Origin of the sequence: Streptomyces sichuanensis (assembly GCF_020328095.1) — a bacterium.
Taxonomy (GTDB): Bacteria; Actinomycetota; Actinomycetes; order Streptomycetales; family Streptomycetaceae; genus Streptomyces; species Streptomyces cinnamoneus.
Window position 1 is genome coordinate 1 of the sequence record NZ_JAIXMK010000065.1, and the last position, 19,272, is coordinate 19,272.

Genomic DNA, 19,272 nt, shown 5'->3' on the forward strand with positions numbered 1-19,272 from the left:
CGGGCTCTGGCCGACCGTGGTCTGGCCCGCGACCTCGTCGACGTGCACGCCGCCGCCGGGCGCTGGTCGCGCACCGACCTGGAGGAGTACGGCCGCCGCCACGCACGGGACGACTTCGACCTCGCCGACCTGCGGGCCCGTCTCGAAGGGGCCGACTGGATCGACGACCGCGAGTTCGCCGCCTGCGGCCTCGACGCCGAGGAGAGCGCCGGCCTGCGCCGCTGGGCGCAGGAGTGGGCCGACGACATCGGCGAGCGGCTGCTCGAAGAGGCGCCGTACGAGGACGAGGGCCCGTAGACGGAGGGCGATGAGCGGCAGCGGGAAACAGATCACCCCCGGGCCGACGGCCCGGGGGTGAGGAAGTGGAGCGGGCGACGAGAATCGAACTCGCGCTCTGAGCTTGGGAAGCTCATGTTCTACCATTAAACTACGCCCGCGCGAGGCGCCCTACAGGGCGTCGCATCGTCGCACACTCTACCCCATCGAAGGCCCTCGGTGCACTTGCCCCGGTGGCCTTCTCGTCGTGTGAGGGGGGTGTGGCGGGGGTGGGGACGCGCGCGTGGGGAGCGGGAGTTGGGGCGTACCGTGGGGTCGCGGCAATCGCCGGGGGCATCGGGGTGCCGCGTTCAGGTCGGCCTGAATGATCCCCTAATGTGGCTTTTGCCGCCGCTTGTGCCGGAGGCACGCGTTCAGTACCGCCATGGGGAAAGGGAGCTCGATGGAGCGCACCGTCGTTCGTTGTGCCGAAGGGCACGTGTTCAGCACCGCTTCGTTCCCGATGCAGAATCTCGGACCCGGCCGGATCGGCCCCGGGCGGCTCCTGCGCTGCCCGCGCTGCGCCCGGCTGAGGCATTCCGTGCCGGTGGGCGTCGAGAAGCAGTGAGGCAGTGAGGCAGTGAGGCCGGCGCGGGCCCGGGCCGGAGACGATCTCCGGCCCGGGTCCGCGTTGTCAGGTTGTCCGGCTTCTTTGCGTATCCTCGACTCGTGCTTCTCTCAGACAAGGACATCCGGGCCGAGATCGATGCCGGCCGTGTGCGGATCGACCCGTTCGACGAATCGATGGTGCAGCCGTCGAGCATCGATGTGCGGCTCGACCGCTACTTCCGGGTGTTCGAGAACCACCGGTACCCGCACATCGACCCCGCGGTCGAGCAGGCGGACCTCACGCGCGAGGTGGTACCGGAGGGCGACGAGGCGTTCATCCTGCACCCGGGTGAGTTCGTGCTGGCCTCCACGTACGAGGTGATCACGCTCCCCGACGACGTCGCCTCGCGTCTGGAGGGCAAGTCCAGCCTCGGCCGCCTCGGCCTGCTGACGCACTCCACCGCCGGCTTCATCGACCCGGGCTTCTCCGGGCACGTGACGCTGGAGCTGTCGAACATGGCCACGCTGCCGATCAAGCTGTGGCCGGGGATGAAGATCGGCCAGCTGTGCATGTTCCGGCTGACGTCCCCCGTCGAGCATCCTTACGGGTCCGCGAAGCACGGTTCCCGCTACCAGGGCCAGCGCGGGCCGACGCCCTCGCGGTCCTTCCAGAATTTCCACCGCACGCAGGTCTGAGCGACCAGGGAACAAGGCGAAGAGCAACAGTGAGTGAGATCCGCGAGAACCTGACCTACCCGATCTTCGGGCAGGCGATCCGTGAGCTGGCCCAGACCATCGCGGACGACGGCTACGAGCCGGACATCATCCTGTCCATCGCACGCGGTGGCGTCTTCGTCGCGGGCGGTCTCGCCTACGCGCTGGACTGCAAGAACATCCACCTGGTGAACGTGGAGTTCTACACCGGCGTCGGCACCACGCTGGAGATGCCGGTCATGCTCTCCCCCGTCCCGAACGCGATCGACTTCTCCAACAAGAAGGTCCTGATCGCCGACGACGTCGCGGACACCGGCAAGACGCTCAAGCTCGTCCACGACTTCTGCCTGGAGCACGTCGCCGAGGTGCGCAGCGCCGTGATCTACGAGAAGAGCCACTCGCTCGTGAAGTGCGAGTACGTCTGGAAGAAGACGGACGAGTGGATCAACTTCCCGTGGTCGGTCGAGCCGCCGGTCGTGCGCCGTGAGGGCCAGGTCCTCGACGCGTAGCCGCGGCGCGGTGCGGCGCCGCCGCGTACGGCCGCATCGCGAAGACATACGCGAAGACATACGCGAAGACATACGGGAAAGGGCCCGCCCGACCTCCTCCGAGGTCGAGCGGGCCCTTTCCCGTGGCTGCGTCCGCTACAGCGTGCCCAGCTTGATCAGGGAGAGCAGCGCGATCAGCTGGATCGCCGACGCCCCCAGCGCCCGCGGCCACGGCAGGTCGTGCGACTTGCTCACCATCGAGGTCAGCAGCGCGCCGCCCGCCAGCCAGGTGGCCCAGCCCAGGATCTGGACGAGCGTGCTGTCGCCGCCGAGGAACATGGCGAACAGCAGCCGGGGCGCGTCGGAGATCGACATGATCAGCATCGACAGGCCGACCGTCGGCTGCCATATGCCGTCACCGCCGAGCTGCCGGGCCAGGGTGTGGGTGACCGCACCGAGGATCAGCCCCGCGATCACCATGATCACGCCAGTGATCAGCACGGCCGGCAGGACCTGCGAGAGCGAGGCGTTGAGGACGTCCGTGCGCGCCTTGTCGAAGCCGAAGACGGCGAGCAGGCCGTAGGCGAACGTGACGATCAGCGCGGGCGCCCACACCTGGTGGTCGCGCATCTGCCAGAACGTGGCGGAGGGGCGCAGGACGATGCCGGCCAGCAGGTCCTTCCAGTGCAGCCGCGGCCCGGCCGGCGGGGCGGGCGCGGGAGCGCCCTGGTACGCGCCCTCGTCGTCGTACCGGCCGTACGCGTCCGGGGCCTCGCCCAGGCTGAACTGCTGCGTCCGGCCGGGGTCACCGGCGGGCTGCCCGTAGTACGGGTCGTGGGCGCCGGGGTGCTGCCCGCCGCCGTACTGCTGCTGCCCGTAGCCCGGGGGCGGGGGCGGCTGCGGGGGCCCTTGGTGCTGCCCACCGCCGAAGTACTCCGGCTCGTCGTACCCGCCGGGCTGCTGCCACTGCTGCTGCCCGCCGCCATAGCCGCCGCCGGGCGCGCCGGGGTGCCCCGGGGCACCCGGCCCTCCGTACGGGGCCTGCTGCTGTCCTTGCCGCGCGCGGTCGGCGCCGTGCGGGTCCTGCCCGCGTCCCATCCTGAATCCAGCCACGCCTTCGAACGTACCCGCTCCGCGGAGGTCCCGGTGCCGGGCGCGGGCGCCGGGGCCCGGCATTGCGGCCGACCTGTGACATCCCTTAGGGGAAAGGCCAGGGTCGCGGTGGGCCGGGCGGACGTTTGAACGGTGCGTCGTCGCTAACGGGAGAGGGACTCGACGCCCCCGGTGTTCTCCACCATCCGCTGCAGCACGCGGACCACAGTGGCGTACTCCTCGTCCGGGATGCCGGCGTGGATTTCCTCCCGCACCCGCACGACGACCTCCATGGTGCGCTCCTTGGCCTCGCGCCCGGCGTCGGTCAGCAGGAAGCGTCCCTCGTCCGTGCTCCGCACCCAGCCGCGGGCGACGGCGGTGTCCAGCGCGATGTCGATGCCGTCGTTGCCCTCGTCGAGGCTGGCGGCGAGGAGGTCCCGCAGCTCCTGGCGGCTCTTGCCGTCCGGGGCGGCGTCGACCCGGTTGAGGACCCACCACTGGGGCTGCGTGATGCCGACCCGGGCCATGGCCGAGCGGATGTGCCGGATGACGGCCTTGTTGGCGGCCCAGCTCCAGTAGCCGATGGGCTGTCCGGCGAGGTTGGCGGTGTCGGCGTTCGGGGTTTCCAGCTTCGTCGTCTGTGTCGTCGTCATGGGAACGACGGTAGGACCTCAAGCATGGTTGAGATCAAGTGTGTTGGGGGTCACGGGGCCGGGTAGCGCCGGAACTCGGAGGTGTCGACGGTCCAGGGGCCGACGGCCACCTTGTCGCCGAAGACGTAGTCGTGACGCGTGCGGTAGCAGGGCCGCCCGTCGGGACCTGGGCCGGGATCGGACATCACCGACCCGGTGCCCTTGCGGGGGTCGACGAGCAGGTACAGCGGGATGCCCATGGCCGGGTACTCGTCCATCTTGTCCATGTAGTCGTTGCTGTGGTTGGACGGCGAGACGATCTCGGCGACCAGGAGCAGGTCGTGCGGGGCGAACGGTGCGTTCTCCTCGCCGAAGACCGCGTCCGGCACGACGATCAGGTCTGGACGGCGGAGCCTGCCGAGCGAGGGGTCCTCGATGTCACCGCCCGGGAAGGAGACGAGTCCGTCGTCCAGCTGGCCGTCCAGTTGGCGGTTGAGGCGCATGGCATTGAAGTCGTGGAACCTCGACGGCGACATCATCATGAAGATCCCGTCGCCACTGATCTCGAAGCTCTTGATCGTCTCGGGAGCGTGCTTCATCAGCTCATCGGCGATGGCGCGCATCCGGGCGTAATCCATGACCTGGCTCCTGCTGTGAGCGAGCTGCTACCGCGTACGACTTCATCGTCCCACGCACCTACGACAACGGCCGGGCCCCGCGAGAGGTCGCGGGGCCCGGCCGTGTGCTCGTACTGCGCGTGCCTACTTCGCAGGCTCCGGCTCCGGCGCGTCCGCCGGCTCGCCGTCGTTCTCCGGGGCGGCCGGCGTCTTCACCGACTCCAGCAGCAGCTGGGCGACGTCGACGACCTGGATGGACTCCTTGGCCTTGCCGTCGTTCTTCTTGCCGTTGACCGAGTCGGTCAGCATGACGAGGCAGAACGGGCAGGCGGTGGAGACGATGTCCGGGTTGAGGGCCAGGGCCTCGTCCACGCGCTCGTTGTTGATGCGCTTGCCGATGCGCTCCTCCATCCACATGCGCGCACCACCCGCACCACAGCAGAAGCCGCGCTCCTTGTGGCGGTGCATCTCCTCGTTCCGCAGGCCCGGCACCTTGGCGATGATCTCGCGCGGCGGCGTGTAGACCTTGTTGTGGCGGCCCAGGTAGCAGGGGTCGTGATAGGTGATCAGACCCTCGACCGGGGTGACGGGGACGAGCTTGCCCTCGTCGATGAGGTGCTGCAGCAGCTGCGTGTGGTGGATGACCTCGTACTCGCCGCCCAGCTGCGGGTACTCGTTGGCGATGGTGTTGAAGCAGTGCGGGCAGGTCGCGACGATCTTCTTCTTCGCCTTCTCGACCTTGACGCCCTCCTCCGCATCCTCGCCGAACGCCATGTTCAGCATCTCGACGTTCTGCTGGCCGAGCTGCTGGAAGAGGAACTCGTTGCCCAGACGGCGGGCGGAGTCACCGGTGCAGTTCTCCTCGCCGCCCATGATGGCGAACTTCACGCCCGCCATGTGCAGCAGCTCGGCGAACGCCTTCGTGGTCTTCTTGGCGCGGTCCTCCAGGGCGCCGGCGCAGCCGACCCAGTAGAGGTACTCGACCTCGGTGAGGTCCTCGATGTCCTTGCCGACGACCGGGACCTCGAAGTCGACCTCCTTGGTCCACTGCAGGCGCTGCTTCTTCGCCAGGCCCCAGGGGTTGCCCTTCTTCTCCAGGTTCTTGAGCATCGTGCCCGCCTCGGACGGGAAGGAGCTCTCGATCATCACCTGGTAGCGGCGCATGTCGACGATGTGGTCGACGTGCTCGATGTCGACCGGGCACTGCTCGACGCACGCACCGCACGTGGTGCAGGACCACAGCACGTCCGGGTCGATGACGCCGTTCTCCTCCAGCGTGCCGATCAGCGGGCGCTCGGCCTCGGCGAGCGCGGTGGCCGGAACGTCCTTCAGCTGCTCCGCGGTGGCCTTCTCGTTGCCCTCCGCGTCCTTGCCGCCGCCCGCGAGCAGGTACGGCGCCTTGGCGTGCGCGTGGTCGCGCAGCGACATGATGAGCAGCTTCGGCGACAGCGGCTTGCCGGTGTTCCAGGCGGGGCACTGCGACTGGCAGCGGCCGCACTCGGTGCAGGTGGAGAAGTCGAGCAGGCCCTTCCAGGAGAAGTGCTCGATCTGGGAGACGCCGAACTGGTCGTCCTCGCCCGGGTCCTCGAAGTCGATCGGCTTGCCGTCGCTGACCATCGGCAGCAGGGCGCCGAGGGCGACGTCGCCGCTGGACTCGCGCTTGAACCAGATGTTCGGGAAGGCGAGGAAGCGGTGCCAGGCGACACCCATGTCGGTCTTCAGCGAGACCGTGATCATCCAGATGAAGGACGTCGCGATCTTGATCATCGCGAAGACGTAGACGAGGTTCTGGATCGTCGTGACGCTCAGGCCCTTGAAGGCCGCGATCAGCGGGTACGAGAAGAAGAACCCGGGCTCGACGCCCTCGACGCCGTGCTGGACGCCCTCCAGGGCGTGCAGCGTCATGATGCAGATGCCGACGATGAGGATGACGGCCTCGACGAAGTACGCCTGGCCGGTGTTGGAGCCCGCGAAGCGGGACTTGCGGCCCGCCCTGCCCGGCTTGCTCAGCTGGCGGACGACGATCAGGGTCAGGATGCCGAGCGTCGTCATCAGGCCGAGGAACTCGACGAACATCTCCCACGGCCGCCAGTCCCCGATGACCGGGATCACCCAGTCGGACTGGAACAGCTGGCCGAAGGCGTTGACGATGGTCAGCAGCAGCGAGAAGAAGCCGACGGCCACGAACCAGTGGGCGACGCCGACGACGCCCCACTTGTTCATGCGGGTGTGGCCGAGGAACTCCTTGGCCACCGTCACGGTGCGTTGGACGGGCTCGTCGGTGCGGGTGCCGGCCGGGATGGAGGCTCCCAGCCGGAAGTAGCGGACGAACTGGGCGACGGCGCGGCCTAGCAGCGCAACACCGACCGCGCTGAGGACCAGCGACACGATGATCGCGGCGAGTTGCATTGCGGGGGCTCCTCGAACCTTCGAGAGCTAGCGAGAGCGGATTATGCGGATTACTAAGCAGTAACTTATCCAGTCCCAGCCGAGATTACCCAGGATTCGGCGGTGCATGAACCTGCCGTGCCGGTGATCTGTGTCGCGCAGGCAACCCTTGCCCCTCCGTGAGCGTCCGCGACTGACTGTAAGACTGACATAAAAGTTGAGTGGCCCAGACTCAGGTCCGTTGACAGGTTTGCCGTCGTGCTGCACTCTTGAGTCTGTTCCACTCAAGTCAGCTGGAGGAATCGACATGGCACGTGCGGTCGGCATCGACCTGGGTACGACGAACTCCGTCGTCAGTGTTCTCGAAGGCGGTGAGCCCACCGTCATCACCAACGCCGAGGGCGCCAGGACCACGCCGTCCGTCGTCGCCTTCGCGAAGAACGGTGAGGTGCTGGTCGGCGAGGTCGCCAAGCGCCAGGCCGTCACCAACGTCGATCGGACGATCCGCTCGGTCAAGCGCCACATGGGCACTGACTGGAAGATCAACATCGACGGCAAGGACTTCAACCCGCAGCAGATGAGCGCCTTCATCCTGCAGAAGCTCAAGCGGGACGCCGAGGCATACCTGGGCGAGAAGGTCGTCGACGCGGTCATCACCGTCCCGGCGTACTTCAACGACTCCGAGCGCCAGGCCACGAAGGAGGCCGGCGAGATCGCGGGCCTGAACGTCCTGCGCATCGTCAACGAGCCCACCGCGGCCGCCCTGGCCTACGGCCTCGACAAGGACGACCAGACCATCCTGGTCTTCGACCTCGGTGGCGGCACCTTCGACGTCTCGCTGCTGGAGATCGGCGACGGCGTCGTCGAGGTGAAGGCCACCAACGGTGACAACCACCTCGGTGGTGACGACTGGGACCAGCGCGTCGTCGACTACCTGGTCAAGCAGTTCGCCAACGGTCACGGCGTCGACCTGTCCAAGGACAAGATGGCGCTGCAGCGTCTGCGCGAGGCCGCGGAGAAGGCGAAGATCGAGCTGTCCTCGTCCACCGAGACCTCGATCAACCTGCCCTACATCACGGCGTCCGCCGAGGGCCCGCTGCACCTGGACGAGAAGCTCACCCGCGCCCAGTTCCAGCAGCTGACCGCGGACCTGCTGGAGCGCTGCAAGACGCCGTTCCACAACGTCATCAAGGACGCGGGCATCAGCCTGTCCGAGATCGACCACGTGGTCCTGGTCGGTGGCTCCACCCGTATGCCCGCCGTCGCCGAGCTCGTCAAGGAGCTGACCGGCGGCAAGGAGGCCAACAAGGGTGTGAACCCGGACGAGGTCGTCGCCATCGGCGCCTCGCTCCAGGCCGGTGTCCTCAAGGGCGAGGTCAAGGACGTCCTGCTCCTCGACGTCACCCCGCTGTCCCTCGGCATCGAGACCAAGGGCGGCATCATGACCAAGCTGATCGAGCGCAACACCACGATCCCGACCAAGCGCTCCGAGATCTTCACGACGGCCGAGGACAACCAGCCGTCCGTGCAGATCCAGGTCTACCAGGGCGAGCGCGAGATCGCGGCGTACAACAAGAAGCTCGGCATGTTCGAGCTGACGGGCCTGCCGCCGGCCCCGCGCGGCGTCCCGCAGATCGAGGTCTCCTTCGACATCGACGCCAACGGCATCATGCACGTGACCGCGAAGGACCTGGGCACGGGCAAGGAGCAGAAGATGACCGTCACCGGCGGCTCCTCGCTCGCCAAGGACGAGGTCGACCGCATGCGCCAGGAGGCCGAGCAGTACGCGGAGGAGGACCACCGCCGCCGCGAGGCCGCCGAGACCCGCAACCAGGGCGAGCAGCTGGTCTACCAGACCGAGAAGTTCCTCAAGGACAACGAGGACAAGGTCCCCGGCGAGGTCAAGACCGAGGTCGAGACCGCCGTGTCCGAGCTGAAGGAGAAGCTCAAGGGCGAGGACACCGCCGAGATCCGCACTGCGACCGAGAAGGTCGCCGCGGTCAGCCAGAAGCTCGGCCAGGCCATGTACGCCGACGCCCAGGCCGCGCAGGGCGCCGCCGGTGCCGCCGGTGACGCCGGTGCGGGCCAGGCCAAGGCCGACGACGACGTCGTCGACGCCGAGATCGTGGACGACGAGAAGCCGAAGGGCGGTGCGTCGGCGTGACGGAGGAGACCCCGGGCTTCAACGAGAACGAGAAGCCTGAAGGCCCCTCCGACGCCACGACCCCCGACGACGCGGCGCAGGCCGCCGGGTCCGCCGACAAGGCGGGCCCGGCCGGCCCGGCAGCGTCCGGTGAAGAACTGGTCGAGGTAGGTCTCCAGGCACAGCTGGACCAGGCCCAGGCCGCGCTCACCGAGCGCACCGGTGACCTCCAGCGGCTCCAGGCCGAGTACCAGAACTACCGTCGCCGTGTGGAGCGGGACCGGGCCACGGTCAAAGAGATCGCCGTCGCGAACCTCCTGTCCGAGCTCCTCCCCACCCTCGACGACATCGGTCGCGCCCGTGACCACGGCGAGCTCGTCGGCGGCTTCAAGTCCGTCGCCGAGTCGCTGGAGACGGTCGTTTCCAAGATGGGCCTGCAGCAGTTCGGCAAGGAGGGCGAGCCCTTCGACCCGCTGGTGCACGAGGCGCTGATGCACAGCTACGCGCCCGACGTCACCGAGACCACCTGCGTGCAGATCCTGCAGCCGGGGTATCGCATCGGCGAGCGCACGATCCGCCCCGCGCGGGTCGCGGTCGCCGAGCCGCAGCCGGGCGCGAGCCCGAAGGCCGAAGAGGCGTCGGACGAGGAGAGCGGTGGCCCGGACGAGGGCTGACCTCAAGGGTGACCGGAAGGAGGGACGTCGGGGATGAGCCTGAGCAGGGACTTGCTGGAGAAGGACCTCTACAAGGTCCTCGGCGTCCCCAAGGACGCCACCGAGGCGGAGATCAAGAAGGCGTACCGGAAGCTCGCCCGCGAGTACCACCCGGACGCCAACAAGGGCGACGCCTCGGCCGAGGAGCGCTTCAAGGAGATCTCCGAGGCCAATGACGTCCTGGCCGACGCCAAGCGCCGCAAGGAGTACGACGAGGCGCGCGCCCTGTTCGGGAACGGCGGTTTCCGTCCCGGGCCGGGCGGCGGCGGCTCGTTCAACTTCGACCTGGGCGACCTCTTCGGGGGCGCCCAGGGCGGCGGCGCCGGGGCCGGCGGCTTCGGCGGCGGGCTGGGCGACGTCTTCGGCGGCCTCTTCAACCGCGGCGGCGGCCCGAGCACGCGCACCCAGCCGCGCCGCGGCCAGGACATCGAGTCCGAGGTGACGCTCAACTTCACCGAGGCGGTGGAGGGGGCCACGGTCCCGCTGCGGATGTCCTCCTCGGCGGCGTGCAAGAGCTGCTCCGGCACGGGCGACAAAAACGGTACGCCCAGGGTCTGTCCGACCTGCGTCGGCACCGGCCAGGTGTCGCGCGGCACGGGCGGCGGCTTCTCGCTGACCGACCCCTGCCCGGACTGCAAGGGCCGCGGGCTCATCCCCGAGAACCCCTGCGACGTCTGCCACGGCAGCGGGCGCGCCAAGTCCTCCCGCACCATGCAGGTCCGCATCCCCGCCGGCGTGTCCGACGGCCAGCGGATCCGGCTGCGCGGCAAGGGCGCCCCGGGCGAGCGCGGCGGCCCCAACGGCGACCTCTACGTCGTCGTCCACGTCGGCTCCCACCCGGTGTTCGGGCGCAAGGACGACAACCTCACGGTCACCGTCCCCGTCACCTTCGCGGAGGCGGCGCTCGGCGGCGAGGTGAAGGTCCCCACGCTCGGCGGCCCGCCGGTCACCCTGAAGCTGCCCGCGGGTACGCCCAACGGCCGTACGATGCGCGCCCGGGGCAAGGGCGCGGTCCGCAAGGACGGCACCCGCGGCGACCTCCTGGTCACCGTGGAGGTCACCGTGCCCACGAACCTCGGCGACAAGGCCCGCGAGGCGCTGGAGACGTACCGCGACGCCACCGCCGACGAGGATCCGCGAACGGAGCTGTTCCAGGCCGCGAAGGGAGCATGACCCATGGAAGGGACCGGCCGCCGACGTCATCCGTATCCGTACGAACTCACCGAAGAATCGCCGGTCTACGTCATCTCCGTAGCCGCGCAGCTCTCGGGTCTGCATCCGCAGACGCTGCGGCAGTACGACCGCCTCGGCCTGGTCTCCCCCGACCGCACGGCCGGGCGCGGCCGCCGCTACTCCGCGCGTGACATCGAGCTGCTGCGCCAGGTGCAGCAGCTGAGCCAGGACGAAGGCATCAACCTGGCCGGCATCAAGCGCATCATCGAGCTGGAGAACCAGGTGGCCGCGCTCAAGGCGCGCGTCGCCGAGCTCCAGGCGACGGTCGAGGGTGCGGCCACGGCCATGCAGCAGGCCGAGGCCGCCGTGCACGCCTCCTACCGCCGGGACCTCGTGCCCTACCAGGACGTCCAGCAGGCCAGCGCGCTGGTCGTCTGGCGGCCCCGGCGGGAACAGCGGGAGCGCTGAGCGCCGGGACGAGCCCTGAAGGAAGGGCCGGGAGAGCTGAGCCCTCTCCCGGCCCTTTTTCACACCCGCAAGCGACTACACAGAGTTATCCACAGGGCTGACGATGTCACGCTGAGTGCGGAACACTCGGAGCATGACGGGGGAAGAGACTTCATTGCAGGCCCTGGCGGACGCCCAGGGCGGGGTGGTGCTCACGGCCCAGGCGCTGGCCGCGGGGTGGACGCGGGGCAGGCTCGGCCGACTGGTGGCGTCGGGCGGGTGGGTGCGGATCCGCAGCGGCGTGCTGCTGGCGCCCGGGCGGGAGGCGGGGCCGACGGAGCTGCTGTGGACGCATCAGCTGCTACGCCCCGGGCTGGTGGTCAGCCACTGGTCGGCGGCGATGCTGCACGGCGTCGAGACCGGCCCGCCGGACGAGCGCCCCGACTTCATCTGTCCCGGCACCACGGCCGTCAGAGGGGCGACGCTGCACAGACTGCCGCTCGCACCGGGCGATGTGACCGTCGTGGCCGGGCTGAGGACGACCACCGTGGCCCGGACGCTGGCGGATCTGCTGCGGGCGGGCCCGCGGGACGAGGTGCTGGTAGCCGTCGACTCGGCCCTGAGCTGGCGGCACGGACGCGGGGCCGGGCCGCCGGGCTCGCGCGGACGGCCGCTGACCACGCTCGACGACATCGGCCGCGCCCTGACCTGTGCCCCGGCCCTGCGCGGCGCCGCGACCGCCGCCTGGTGGCTGGCCATGGCCGACCCCCGCTCGGGCTCACCCGCCGAGACGCTCGCCCGGCTGCGGATGAACGACGCCGGGCTCCATCCCGAGACCCAGGCCATGCTCGTGGTGCCCACGACCGGCCGCCGGGTCTACCCCGACTTCCTCTTCCGTCCGCAGGGCCTGGCCGTGGAGACCGAGGGGTACGCCTGGCACGGCACCAGGGCCCAGCACCAGCGGGACGTCATACGGTTCAACGACCTGGCGGCCTGCCGGGAGGTGCGCCGCATCCTGCGGTTCACCTCGGCCGACGTCCGTCACCGCCCGGCGATGATGATCCGCGACATCCGCAGCGCCCTGGCCTGACGGCTCAGCCCCGGCCCAGCGCCTTGGTGACCGTGATCTCGATGACCACGCGGTCGGGGTTGGGGCTGGGCGTGCGGTGGTAGCGCTCGGCGTAGCGGGTGACGGCGTCGGCCACGACGTCGGCCTCGGCGCGGACGACCGCGCGGCCCTCCAGGGTCGCCCAGCGCTTGCCCTCCATCTGGCAGACCGCGACGCGGGCGCCGCCCGGGCCCGCCGCCTGCACGTTGGCGGCCTTGCGGCTGCTCTTGTTGGTGATGACGCGGGCGATGCCGGCCTCGGGGTCGAAGGTGACGCCCACGGGAACGACGTGCGGGGAGCCGTCCGGGCGGAGGGTGGTGAGGGTGCAGACGTGCCGCTCGCGCCAGAAGTCGAGGTAGGCGGGGCCGGGGTCGCTGAGGTCGATCGCCATGACGGTCAGGTTAGGCGAGGAAGGGCCGCGGCGGGCGGTCGAAGGCCCGGCCGGGGCCGGGGGATCCAGGGAAACTCCGGGTCGTCGTTCCTGGCAAGGGCTGGGTTGAGTGGAATAGACTCAACTTATCGCACGTTGCTTCCAGCAGGATCCGAACGTGGGTACCACGAGTACGAGGAGGAACGCAGGTCGTGGATGCCGAGCTGACCAACAAGAGCCGGGAGGCGCTCAGCGCCGCGAACGACCGGGCCGTATCGGCCGGGCATGCCGACATGACGCCCGCGCACCTGCTGCTGGCCCTGCTCGCCGGGCAGGACAACGAGAACGTGATGGACGTCCTGGCCGCCGTCGAGGCCGACGCCGCCGCGCTGCGGTCGGGGGCCGAGCGGCAGCTGGCGGCCCTGCCCAGCGTGCAGGGCTCGACCGTGGCACCGCCGCAGCCCAACCGCGAGCTGCTGGCCGCCCTCGCGGACGCGGCCGAGCGGGCCCGCGACCTCGGCGACGAGTACATCTCCACCGAGCACCTGCTCATGGGCCTCGCCGCCAAGGGCGGGCGCACCGGGGAGCTGCTGGCGCAGCAGGGCGCCTCGGCGGACAAGCTGCTCGCCGCGTTCGAGGACGCGCGGGGCGGTCAGCGGGTGACGACCCCCGACCCGGAGGGGACGTACAAGGCGCTGGAGAAGTTCGGCACGGACTTCACCGCCGCCGCCCGGGAGGGCAAGCTCGACCCCGTCATCGGGCGCGACCACGAGATCCGGCGCGTGGTGCAGGTGCTCTCGCGCCGCACCAAGAACAACCCCGTGCTCATCGGCGAGCCCGGCGTCGGCAAGACGGCCGTCGTCGAGGGGCTCGCCCAGCGGATAGTGAAGGGCGACGTCCCGGAGTCGCTGAAGAACAAGCGGCTGGTCTCGCTCGACCTGGGCGCGATGGTCGCGGGCGCGAAGTACCGCGGCGAGTTCGAGGAGCGGCTGAAGACCGTCCTCGCGGAGATCAAGGCCAGCGAAGGCCGGATCATCACCTTCATCGACGAGCTGCACACCGTGGTGGGCGCGGGCGCCGGCGGCGACTCCGCCATGGACGCGGGCAACATGCTCAAGCCCATGCTCGCCCGCGGTGAGCTGCGCATGGTCGGCGCGACCACGCTCGACGAGTACCGCGAGCGCATCGAGAAGGACCCGGCGCTGGAGCGGCGCTTCCAGCAGGTACTGGTCGCCGAGCCGTCCGTCGAGGACTCGATCGCGATCCTGCGCGGCCTCAAGGGCCGCTACGAGGCGCACCACAAGGTGCAGATCGCGGACTCGGCGCTGGTCGCCGCCGCGACGCTGTCCGACCGCTACATCACCTCCCGCTTCCTGCCCGACAAGGCCATCGACCTCGTCGACGAGGCGGCCTCCCGGCTGCGCATGGAGATCGACTCCTCGCCCGTCGAGATCGACGAGCTCCAGCGCGCCGTCGACCGGCTGAAGATGGAGGAGCTCGCCCTCAAGAACGAGTCCGACGCGGCCAGCAAGGAGCGGCTGGCCAAGCTGCGCCGCGACCTCGCCGACAAGGAGGAGGAGCTGCGGGGTCTGACCGCGCGCTGGGAGAAGGAGAAGCAGTCCCTCAACCGCGTCGGTGAGCTCAAGGAGCGCCTCGACGAACTCCGCGGCCAGGCCGAGCGCGCCCAGCGCGACGGCGACTTCGACACCGCCTCCAAGCTGCTCTACGGCGAGATCCCCGGGGTGGAGCGGGAGCTGGAGGAGGCCGCGAAGGCGGAGGCCGAGGCCGAGCAGGAGGCCGCGGCCAAGGACCTCATGGTCAAGGAGGAGGTCGGCCCGGACGACATCGCCGACGTCGTCGCCTCCTGGACGGGCATTCCGGCCGGCCGCCTGCTGGAGGGCGAGACGCAGAAGCTGCTGCGCATGGAGGACGAGCTGGGCAAGCGGCTGATCGGCCAGGAGGAGGCCGTGCGGGCCGTCTCCGACGCCGTGCGGCGCAGCCGGGCCGGCATCGCCGACCCCGACCGGCCGACCGGGTCGTTCCTCTTCCTCGGCCCGACCGGCGTCGGCAAGACCGAGCTGGCCAAGGCGCTCGCGGACTTCCTCTTCGACGACGAGCGGGCGATGGTCCGCATCGACATGAGCGAGTACAGCGAGAAGCACTCGGTCGCCCGCCTGGTCGGTGCCCCGCCCGGCTACGTCGGCTACGAGGAGGGCGGCCAGCTCACGGAGGCCGTGCGCCGCCGCCCGTACACGGTGGTGCTGCTGGACGAGGTGGAGAAGGCCCACCACGAGGTCTTCGACATCCTGCTGCAGGTGCTGGACGACGGCCGGCTCACCGACGGCCAGGGCCGGACGGTGGACTTCCGCAACACCATCCTCATCCTCACCTCCAACCTCGGATCGACCTATCTGGTGGACCCGCTGCTGGACGAGGAGCAGAAGAAGACCAAGGTGCTGGAGACGGTCCGTGCCTCCTTCCGGCCCGAGTTCCTCAACCGCCTCGACGACATCGTCGTCTTCCACCCCCTCGGCACCGGCCAGCTGCAGCGGATCGCCCAGATCCAGATCGGCCACCTGCAGCGCCGCCTCGCCGAGCGCCGGCTCACCCTCGACGTCGGCGACGCCGCCCTGGAGTGGCTGGCCCGGCTGGGCCACGCCCCGGAGGCGGAGGGGGCGGAGCCGGGCGGCGCCGCGCCCGACCTCGCCTACGGCGCCCGGCCGCTGCGCCGTCTGGTGCAGACCGCCATCGGCGACCGGCTCGCCCGGGCGATCCTGGCCGGCGAGGTGCGCGACGGCGACACGGTCCGCGTCGGCGTCGCGGACGGGGGCGACGGGCTCACCGTTTCACCCGTGCGCGCGGGAGACACCGGGAAAACCCTGTGACATCCGGCCCGGCGGGGGTACCAGCGCCCGCCGGGTATGGGGGAGGATGGCGGGAGACCGTACGAAGGGAAGAAAACGGTGAGCATCGACCCGTCCTCGATTCCGAATTTCGGGGGCCAGCCCGAACCGCAGCCTGAGGCGGGCCCGACAGGCCCCGTCATCCCCGACCAGGACCTGGTCAAGCAGCTCCTTGAGCAGATGGAGCTGAAGTACGTCGTGGACGACGAGGGTGACCTCGCCGCCCCGTGGGAGCAGTTCCGCACGTACTTCATGTTCCGTGGCGAGGAGGAGCAGCAGGTCTTCTCCGTGCGCACGTTCTACGACCGTCCGCACGGCATCGAGGAGAAGTCCAAGCTCCTTGAGGTCATCGACGACTGGAACCGCCGCACGCTGTGGCCGAAGCTCTACACCCACACCCACGACGACGGCACCGTCCGCCTCATCGGCGAGGCGCAGATGCTGATCGGCGTCGGTGTCTCCCTGGAGCACTTCGTGTCCAGCACGGTCAGCTGGGTGCGGGCCTCGATCGAGTTCGACAAGTGGCTCATCGAGCAGCTCGGCCTGGAGGCCGATGCCGAGGGCGACGGCGGCGACACGCCGGACGCCGAAGCCTGAGCGGGGCGCCGGGCCTGCGGGCCCGGGCCCGGCACGGGGCCCATGGGCGCCCGGGCCGTGACGGCTACATCGGGACCCTGGCCACGGCCAGCAGGTACGTCCCGTAGAAGAACGACAGCCCGGCCAGCGCGCCCGCCGTCACGGCGATCGTGCGCGGCCGGGCCCTGGCCATGGCCACCGCCGCCGGCAGCAGCAGTGGGAAGGCCGGCAGCAGGAAACGCGGCTTGGACGCGAAGTAGCTGGAGCCGCCGACCGCGATGACGACCAGCACCAGCACGTACACCAGCAGTGCGGCGGGCGGCCGGTCCAGCGCCAGGTACACCAGCGCGACCAGCGCCGCGACCAGGATCGCCAGGGTCATGTAGTACGCCATGTAGTCCCGCGCCACGATCAGGTGCCGGATGAACCGGAAGGCGTCCCTTCCGAAGTCGAAGCGCGAGCCCCACAGCCGCTGCACCTCGAAGTAGCCCAGCGGTCCGCCCCCGGAGCGGTAGCCGGCCCAGACGATGTAGCCCGCCCAGCCCACGGGCGCGACGGCCGCACCCGTCCACACCCGCCAGTCCCCGCGCGTCCGCGCGTCCCGCCACAGGGCGAGCGCGGCGGTGCAGCCGACGGCCGCGGCCACGGCGACGGCGTTGGGGCGCGAGAGCCCGGCCAGCAGCGCCAGCCCCCCGGCCCACAGCCACCGCCCGGTCAGCGCGGCGTACAGCGCCCACGCCGCGAGGGCCGTCATCAGCGATTCGGTGTACGCCATGGTCTGCACGATCGCGTGCGGCAGCAGCCCCCACAGCAGCACCAGCAGCGTCGCCACCCGCCGTCCGTGCAACCGCTCGCCGACCGCGTAGACGCCCCACGCCGCGGCACCCGCCGAGGCCCAGGCGACCAGCAGCCCCGCCGTGACGACGGTCAGCGGCAGCACGCTCGCCACGCCCCGCACCAGACCGGGGAAGAGCGGGAAGAAGGCCAGGTCGTTGAAGACGACCCCGCGCGTGGTGGGGGAGGGCAGCACCAGGCCGTAGCCGTTGCGCGCGATGCCCGTGTACCAGATGCCGTCCCACAGGTGGCCGAGCAGCGTCCGCGGGTGCTTGCCGATCGTCCAGGCCCACGCGGCCATCACCGTCATGCCGCTCAGCCGTGCGGCCGCGTACAGCCCGAGCGCGGGCAGGGCCCGGCGCAGCGCCTCCCGCACCCGGTCCCCGCGGCCGGCCCCGCGGTGCGCACGGGGGCCGCGGTGCTGCTCCGGGGCGCGGACGGGTGCTGCGTCGTGCTGAACGGCTGGCCCGGCGGACACGGGGGCACCTCCGGTGCGGGTGCGCGGGAGTACGGGGGGAGGGAGGCACGCCGACGGCATCCGGCGGCATACCGACCATGCGGCCGCTGCCCCGTGCGCGCGAGCGGGAACGCCCGTAAGCGGTGCGCCTTCCACCCGCTCGGCCGCACCACGGTGTGTCGCCGCCCCGACCGGCCCCGCGATGTGCTGTGCCCCGGTCGGCGCCGCGCCTATCGTGAGCGAGATCGTCTGAACTGACGCCGGCCGCGGCCGGCCCGAGGGGAGAGCGGGGACGCATGACCAGGAACGCCGAGGACCTCACGGGGACGGGCTGGAGCCCGGCGGCACGGGTGCGGGGCATGGGGGCGTCGGTCTTCACGGAGATGACCGAACTGGCGCGGCGCACCGGAGCGGTCAACCTGGGCCAGGGCGTGCCCGAGCTGGACGCTCCCGCACCCCTGCTGCGCGACGCCGCCGAGGCGATGCTCGCCGGCGCCAACCAGTACCCGCCCGCGTACGGCTTCCCGGCCCTGCGCGAGGCGGTCGCGGGCCACCAGCGCCGGCGCTACGGGCTGGAGTACGCGCCCGAGGGCGAGGTGCTGGTCACCACGGGGGCGACGGAGGCCATCGCGGCGGTGCTGCTCGGGCTGTGCGACCCGGGCGACGAGGTCATCGCCTTCGACCCCTGCTACGACGCCTACCCGGCCGTGGCGCGCTTTGCGGGCGCCCGGCTGGTGCCCGTCGCCCTGGCCGCGGGACAGGGGGAGGGGGCCGGGTTCGTCCTCGACGCGGACGCGCTGCGCGCCGCCGTCACCGGGCGCACCCGCGTCCTGCTGCTCAACACCCCGCACAATCCCACCGGCAAGGTGTTCGACGAGGACGAGCTCGCCGTCATCGCCGGCATCTGCCGGGAGCACGACCTCACGGTGGTGACGGACGAGGTGTACGAGCACCTCGTCTACGACGGCGCCGTGCACCGGACGATCGCCGCCCTGCCGGGGATGCGGGAGCGGACCCTGACCATCTCCTCGGCCGGCAAGACCTTCAACGTCACCGGGTGGAAGGTCGGCTGGGTGTGCGGACCGGCCCACCTGGTGCGGGCGGTGGCGTCCGTGAAGCAGTTCCTCACCTATGCGTCCGGCACGCCCTACCAGGAGGCGCTCGCGCGGGCGCTGGGGGGCGTGGAGGAGTGGGCCGGGGAGCTCCGCGGAATTCTGCGCCGTAACCGCGATCTGCTCAGTGAGGGGCTTGCGCGCGCGGGTCTGCGCCCCTATCGCGCGGACGCCGGATATTTCGTGCAGGCGGACATCCGCGCGTGGGGGCACGCGGACGGCGTGCGATTCTGCCGCGAACTGCCGCTGCGCGCCGGGGTGGTGGCCATTCCCACGTCCGCCTTCCATCTGCGCCCCGACGCCCCGTCCTATCTGGTGCGTTTCTCCTTCTGCCGGCGGGAGAAGTCGGTGGCCGAGGCCGTGCAGAAGCTGGTGGACGCCGTTTGATCAAAGGATTTGCAAGTGGCTCATGCCGGTCCGCATATGCGTCCGGTGGTTTTCGACTTCCGCCGGACGCCGGTCTGTTGAACATGTGAACTGCATGGCCCTCGCGTGGATGGAAAGTTGCAGATGATGGGTAAAACCGCTGTGGGCGCCGCTCATTCGTGATTCCCTCTCTTTCAGAGCCACTGAGAGACAACTCCTGGGAATCCCGTCACCCGGAATCACATCCACCGGACCGGAACCAAGGAGCTCACATG

General features: G+C 70.4%; 17 protein-coding genes, 1 tRNA gene and 1 pseudogene. 12 read left to right on the forward strand and 7 right to left on the reverse strand.

What is annotated here, in order from left to right; genetic code table 11:
* Nucleotides 1–297: pseudogene (locus LE181_RS19110) on the forward strand (hypothetical protein); the annotation flags it as partial.
* A 66-nt stretch (nucleotides 298–363) separates the two neighbouring features.
* On the opposite strand, the gene LE181_RS19115 reads toward LE181_RS19110, so the two are convergent.
* Nucleotides 364–437: transfer RNA gene (locus LE181_RS19115), tRNA-Gly, on the reverse strand.
* 281 nt (nucleotides 438–718) lie between these two features.
* On the opposite strand from LE181_RS19115, the gene LE181_RS19120 reads away from it, so the two are divergent.
* The 3 genes from LE181_RS19120 (at nucleotide 719) to LE181_RS19130 (ending at nucleotide 2,087) form a co-directional block, all read left to right on the forward strand.
* Nucleotides 719–883 (forward strand): hypothetical protein, encoded by a 165-nt coding sequence (locus tag LE181_RS19120; protein WP_225662525.1) that lies wholly within the window; start codon nucleotides 719–721, stop codon nucleotides 881–883.
* A gap of 101 nt (nucleotides 884–984) precedes the next feature.
* Complete coding sequence (dcd, locus tag LE181_RS19125; protein ID WP_071962992.1) at nucleotides 985–1,560, forward strand: dCTP deaminase; 576 nt, start codon at nucleotides 985–987, stop codon at nucleotides 1,558–1,560.
* Nucleotides 1,561–1,589: 29 nt separating this feature from the next.
* Nucleotides 1,590–2,087, forward strand: a complete 498-nt coding sequence (locus LE181_RS19130) for a phosphoribosyltransferase (RefSeq protein WP_087927366.1) — start codon at nucleotides 1,590–1,592, stop codon at nucleotides 2,085–2,087.
* A gap of 135 nt (nucleotides 2,088–2,222) precedes the next feature.
* Here the strand turns inward: LE181_RS19130 and LE181_RS19135 are convergent, their stop codons facing one another.
* The 4 genes from LE181_RS19135 to LE181_RS19150 form a co-directional block, all read right to left on the reverse strand.
* Nucleotides 2,223–3,164, reverse strand: a complete 942-nt coding sequence (locus tag LE181_RS19135; RefSeq protein ID WP_225662574.1) for a Yip1 family protein — start codon at nucleotides 3,162–3,164, stop codon at nucleotides 2,223–2,225.
* Nucleotides 3,165–3,322: 158 nt separating this feature from the next.
* Entirely contained in the window at nucleotides 3,323–3,811 is a 489-nt protein-coding gene (locus LE181_RS19140) for a MarR family winged helix-turn-helix transcriptional regulator (RefSeq protein ID WP_225662526.1), read from the reverse strand.
* A gap of 50 nt (nucleotides 3,812–3,861) precedes the next feature.
* Nucleotides 3,862–4,428: a Uma2 family endonuclease gene (locus tag LE181_RS19145; RefSeq protein WP_225662527.1), complete on the reverse strand. Its 567-nt coding sequence runs from the start codon at nucleotides 4,426–4,428 to the stop codon at nucleotides 3,862–3,864.
* A gap of 123 nt (nucleotides 4,429–4,551) precedes the next feature.
* Nucleotides 4,552–6,816: a (Fe-S)-binding protein gene (locus tag LE181_RS19150; RefSeq protein WP_225662528.1), complete on the reverse strand. Its 2,265-nt coding sequence runs from the start codon at nucleotides 6,814–6,816 to the stop codon at nucleotides 4,552–4,554.
* Between the two features lie 286 nt (nucleotides 6,817–7,102).
* Between LE181_RS19150 and dnaK the strand changes: the two genes are divergently transcribed.
* The 5 genes from dnaK (at nucleotide 7,103) to LE181_RS19175 (ending at nucleotide 12,361) form a co-directional block, all read left to right on the forward strand.
* Nucleotides 7,103–8,959: a molecular chaperone DnaK gene (gene dnaK / locus LE181_RS19155; RefSeq protein WP_225662529.1), complete on the forward strand. Its 1,857-nt coding sequence runs from the start codon at nucleotides 7,103–7,105 to the stop codon at nucleotides 8,957–8,959.
* A complete protein-coding gene (gene grpE / locus LE181_RS19160) occupies nucleotides 8,956–9,612 on the forward strand; it encodes a nucleotide exchange factor GrpE (protein WP_225662530.1) in 657 nt (218 codons plus the stop codon). The genes dnaK and grpE overlap by 4 nt, the downstream gene beginning before the upstream one ends.
* Before the next feature lie 33 nt (nucleotides 9,613–9,645).
* On the forward strand, nucleotides 9,646–10,824 hold the full coding sequence (dnaJ, locus tag LE181_RS19165; RefSeq protein WP_225662531.1) for a molecular chaperone DnaJ: 1,179 nt from the start codon (nucleotides 9,646–9,648) through the stop codon (nucleotides 10,822–10,824).
* Nucleotides 10,825–10,827: 3 nt separating this feature from the next.
* Nucleotides 10,828–11,292: a heat shock protein transcriptional repressor HspR gene (locus LE181_RS19170; protein WP_225662532.1), complete on the forward strand. Its 465-nt coding sequence runs from the start codon at nucleotides 10,828–10,830 to the stop codon at nucleotides 11,290–11,292.
* A gap of 133 nt (nucleotides 11,293–11,425) precedes the next feature.
* Nucleotides 11,426–12,361 carry a type IV toxin-antitoxin system AbiEi family antitoxin domain-containing protein gene (locus LE181_RS19175; protein ID WP_225662533.1) on the forward strand — a complete coding sequence of 312 codons (936 nt, stop codon included), beginning with the start codon at nucleotides 11,426–11,428 and terminating at the stop codon, nucleotides 12,359–12,361.
* Between the two features lie 4 nt (nucleotides 12,362–12,365).
* Here LE181_RS19175 and LE181_RS19180 read toward each other — a convergent pair whose 3' ends face one another.
* A complete protein-coding gene (locus LE181_RS19180; RefSeq protein ID WP_225662534.1) occupies nucleotides 12,366–12,770 on the reverse strand; it encodes a pyridoxamine 5'-phosphate oxidase family protein in 405 nt (134 codons plus the stop codon).
* 191 nt (nucleotides 12,771–12,961) lie between these two features.
* On the opposite strand from LE181_RS19180, the gene clpB reads away from it, so the two are divergent.
* Nucleotides 12,962–15,634 carry an ATP-dependent chaperone ClpB gene (clpB, locus tag LE181_RS19185; RefSeq protein WP_225662535.1) on the forward strand — a complete coding sequence of 891 codons (2,673 nt, stop codon included), beginning with the start codon at nucleotides 12,962–12,964 and terminating at the stop codon, nucleotides 15,632–15,634.
* Nucleotides 15,635–15,712: 78 nt separating this feature from the next.
* Nucleotides 15,713–16,249 carry a YbjN domain-containing protein gene (locus LE181_RS19190; protein WP_225662536.1) on the forward strand — a complete coding sequence of 179 codons (537 nt, stop codon included), beginning with the start codon at nucleotides 15,713–15,715 and terminating at the stop codon, nucleotides 16,247–16,249.
* Nucleotides 16,250–16,313: 64 nt separating this feature from the next.
* Here the strand turns inward: LE181_RS19190 and LE181_RS19195 are convergent, their stop codons facing one another.
* Nucleotides 16,314–17,540, reverse strand: a complete 1,227-nt coding sequence (locus LE181_RS19195) for a hypothetical protein (protein ID WP_225662537.1) — start codon at nucleotides 17,538–17,540, stop codon at nucleotides 16,314–16,316.
* A 275-nt stretch (nucleotides 17,541–17,815) separates the two neighbouring features.
* Between LE181_RS19195 and LE181_RS19200 the strand changes: the two genes are divergently transcribed.
* Nucleotides 17,816–19,018 carry an aminotransferase class I/II-fold pyridoxal phosphate-dependent enzyme gene (locus LE181_RS19200; RefSeq protein WP_372458412.1) on the forward strand — a complete coding sequence of 401 codons (1,203 nt, stop codon included), beginning with the start codon at nucleotides 17,816–17,818 and terminating at the stop codon, nucleotides 19,016–19,018.
* The last annotated feature ends 254 nt before the right edge of the window (nucleotides 19,019–19,272 follow it).

Bases quoted from the DNA above. Each gene is read 5' to 3' on its own strand.
- LE181_RS19180 (WP_225662534.1), bottom strand. From the start codon at position 12,770: ATGGCGATCGACCTCAGCGACCCCGGCCCCGCCTACCTCGACTTCTGG.
- dnaJ (WP_225662531.1), top strand. From the start codon at position 9,646: ATGAGCCTGAGCAGGGACTTGCTGGAGAAGGACCTCTACAAGGTCCTC.
- dnaK (WP_225662529.1), top strand. From the start codon at position 7,103: ATGGCACGTGCGGTCGGCATCGACCTGGGTACGACGAACTCCGTCGTC.
- LE181_RS19135 (WP_225662574.1), bottom strand. From the start codon at position 3,164: ATGGGACGCGGGCAGGACCCGCACGGCGCCGACCGCGCGCGGCAAGGA.
- LE181_RS19140 (WP_225662526.1), bottom strand. From the start codon at position 3,811: ATGACGACGACACAGACGACGAAGCTGGAAACCCCGAACGCCGACACC.
- LE181_RS19200 (WP_372458412.1), top strand. From the start codon at position 17,816: ATGACCAGGAACGCCGAGGACCTCACGGGGACGGGCTGGAGCCCGGCG.
- LE181_RS19150 (WP_225662528.1), bottom strand. From the start codon at position 6,816: ATGCAACTCGCCGCGATCATCGTGTCGCTGGTCCTCAGCGCGGTCGGT.
- LE181_RS19170 (WP_225662532.1), top strand. From the start codon at position 10,828: ATGGAAGGGACCGGCCGCCGACGTCATCCGTATCCGTACGAACTCACC.
- LE181_RS19145 (WP_225662527.1), bottom strand. From the start codon at position 4,428: ATGGATTACGCCCGGATGCGCGCCATCGCCGATGAGCTGATGAAGCAC.
- LE181_RS19120 (WP_225662525.1), top strand. From the start codon at position 719: ATGGAGCGCACCGTCGTTCGTTGTGCCGAAGGGCACGTGTTCAGCACC.
- LE181_RS19175 (WP_225662533.1), top strand. From the start codon at position 11,426: ATGACGGGGGAAGAGACTTCATTGCAGGCCCTGGCGGACGCCCAGGGC.